General features: G+C 74.3%; 2 protein-coding genes. Both read right to left on the reverse strand.

Annotated features, from left to right (window positions below):
• Positions 1 to 72: 72 nt before the first annotated feature.
• Positions 73 to 1,092, reverse strand: a complete 1,020-nt coding sequence (locus tag AB0I76_RS27680; RefSeq protein WP_357041414.1) for an SMP-30/gluconolactonase/LRE family protein — start codon at positions 1,090 to 1,092, stop codon at positions 73 to 75.
• A gap of 200 nt (positions 1,093 to 1,292) precedes the next feature.
• A complete protein-coding gene (locus tag AB0I76_RS27685; protein WP_357041417.1) occupies positions 1,293 to 2,336 on the reverse strand; it encodes a cation transporter in 1,044 nt (347 codons plus the stop codon).
• Positions 2,337 to 2,450 lie beyond the last annotated feature (114 nt).

A 2,450-nucleotide genomic window follows, 5' to 3' on the forward strand; every position in this document is an offset into this window, starting at 1 on the left:
GGCTGACGAGCCCGTACGGCACGTGGAACGGCCCGCCCGACGGCGGGCCGTTCCGCGTCGGCTTGCGCCGGCTCAGGCCAGCGGCACCCGGGCGATGCCCGGCCCGGTCAGGCTGCCCAACCAGAGCCGGTCGCCGTCCTGGCGCACCCCGGTGATCATGTCGTACGCCCCCGACGGCCCGTGCAGGGTGCGCAGCACCCGCCCGTCACCGTCGACCAGCGCGACCAGGCCGTAGCGCAGCGGTTTCGGCTGCACGGCAGCGGGCAGCACCGCGACCAGCTGCCGCAGCCGGGGGTGCGGCAGCAGCCGCTCGACCACCGGCACCCGGGGGCTGGGCAGCGCCATCCAGTACGTGCCGTCGCCGACCGGGGTCAGGTTGTCCGGGTACGCCGGCAGGTCAGCAAGCACGGTCACCGTGCCGTCGGGCAGGGCGACGCGGACCAGCCGGTGCGTGGAGGTCTCCACCAGCATCAGCGCCGACTCGTCCGGGGTGAGCGCGATCCCGTTCGGGAAGTACAGCCCGTCGCAGACCACCTCGGTGCGCCCGCTGCCCGGGTCGTACGCGAGCACCCGCCCGTTCGGCCGGTGCTCCAGCAGGTCCCGCTTCCAGTGGGAGACCGGGAACCGGTACGAGCTGTCGGTGAAGTAGACCGTGCCGTCGCGGGCGATCGTCGCGTTGTCGGCCAGGTGGGGCGTCTCCCCGTCGCCGCTCAGCTCCCGGACCGCCCCGTCGTCGGTGATCCGCAGCAGACCCCGGTACGCGTCACAGACGACGAGGCTGCCGTCGCGGGGGTCGACCTCCACGCCCAGTGGGCGGCCGCCGGTGTCGGCCAGCATCTCCGGGTGGGTGCCGGCCGGCGCGTCCGCGGGCCATCGGAAGATCCGGCCGTCCTCGGCGCCGCTGACCGCCCGCCCGGACGGGTCGATGACCACGTCCTCCGGGCCGGCCGAACCCTCCGGCAGAGGCAGGAGCTCGACGTCGTCGAGCCGGGTGTCGGTGGGTGCCCACGGCCCGTCCAGGGGCGGCGGCACTGTGGCCGGCTCGCGGAGGGGACGGATCAGCAGGGGCACGCGGGAGCGGGGGGCGACCATCCGCCCATTCTCACCCGCCGATGCCGCCCGGGGGACCCCCACTCAGTGCCACCGCGTGGACGTCTGGTGCGGCCGCGTGTCGCCGGTGGATCGATGAACGCAGTGTGGGCCTGATGTCTGTCAGACACATTTATGTCTCACAGACATCATGTCGTGCCGCCACCGTCTCGCCACTGCCCCGGCCGGCCGCTTCGCCGGTGTCAGAAGGCCAGGATGAGGGTCATGGCCGCGTAGCTCGCCAGCAGCAGCACTCCCTCGAAGCCGAGCCGGCCCCAGCCGCACGCCTGCCGGACCAGCAGGCCGCCGAGCAGAACGGTGGTCATGAACAGCGCGCTGGCCGTGACGAACAGTTCCTCGCGCCCGGCGGCGTGGTAGATCGAGCCGTCCCGGTACGCGATGTCGCCGACCACCAGGTTGAGCGCGTCCAGGCTGTTCCCGCCGAGGACCGCGGCGATGGCCAGCGTGGGGGCGCCCCGGCGGACGGCGGCGACGGCGGTGACGGTCTCCGGGAGCGCGTTGACCGCCCCCATGAGGATGGCGCCGACGAAACCGGCGCTCAGGCCGGTGCTGACGACGATGCTCTCGGCGGCCAGGGCGATCAGCCAACCGCCGGCCGCCACGACCAGGCCGACGGCGACGAACCGGCTCCACAGCCAGGCGGGGCTGCGCCGGTCGAGGCTGCCGTGGGCGTGCGGGATGTCCGGCAGGGTCTCGGTGGTGGCCACCGCCTCCCACAGGGGACTGGCCCCGGAGCGGCGGATGAGGTGCAGGCCGCCGACGTAGCAGCCGATCATGGCCAGCGAGGCGGGGTGCACACCGATCACCGTCGCCCCCGGGGCGAAGCTGCCCAGCAGGGCCAGGGAGAGCAGGGCGATGAGCAGCGCCCCGAACAGCACGTTCGGCAGCGACGCGGCGGCGTGTTCGAGGTTGACCCGGCGGTGGAACGCGTCGGCGACGGCGACCGCGGTGGTCTGGGCGGCGATCCCGCCGACCGCGTTGCTGTAGCCCAGCTCCGGCTGGGCCGAGGTGGCGGCGACCGCCGTCATCACGATGCCCGACAGGGAGGTGGCCAGGCCGAAGAAGACCGCGCCGAAGAACGCCTCGCCCCAACCGGTCCGGTCGGCCAGGGTGTCGCCGAGGGTGACCAGGCGGATGCTGCCCAGCACGGTGAGCGCGCCCGCGACGGCGAACACCGCGATGCTCAGGCCCGGTGGCCAGGGCAGCGACGTCAGGTCCGGCGGCACGACCGGTGGTCCCGCTGCCGGGCGGCCCGGCTGAAGGCGTACGAGCCGATCGGCGGGACGTCGACCACGTGCGCCTCCCACCGTCGCGCCGCCGGGTGACCGGCCCCCGCGCCG

It is taken from the genome of Micromonospora sp. NPDC049799 (assembly GCF_040656655.1).
Lineage (GTDB): Bacteria > Actinomycetota > Actinomycetes > Mycobacteriales > Micromonosporaceae > Micromonospora.